Genomic DNA, 292 nt, shown 5'->3' with positions numbered 1-292 from the left:
CGGTGGTCTCCGGCGCGGCGGACTCGGCGGGCTCGGCGGCCGTCGCGTGCCCGTCGGCCGTCAGCGGCCGGTCCTGCGGCGCCGTTTCACCGACCGGCAGGTCCTGTACGCCCTCGGCGCTCCCGAAGCTCTCGGCACCCGAGGCACCCGAGGCGCCCTCGGCGGCCGGCGCGTCCTCGCCTTCCGGCACGGCCTCGGCCTCGGCCTCAGGAACCGTCTCGGCCCGGACCTCGTCCCGCCCGGCTATGTCTCCCTCGGCGCCGTCCCCTTTGGCACCGGCCTCGTCCTCGCC

1 pseudogene is annotated in these 292 nt (G+C 78.1%); it reads right to left on the bottom strand.

The window, feature by feature from the left end:
- Positions 1-292 (bottom strand): annotated as a pseudogene (locus tag CCN72_RS39145) (hypothetical protein); the annotation flags it as partial.

It is taken from the genome of Streptomyces murinus, assembly GCF_002154555.1.
GTDB classification, from domain to species: domain Bacteria; phylum Actinomycetota; class Actinomycetes; order Streptomycetales; family Streptomycetaceae; genus Streptomyces; species Streptomyces murinus.
The sequence above is the reverse complement of the archived record's forward strand: the minus strand, read 5'-3'. Positions and strand labels throughout refer to the sequence as shown.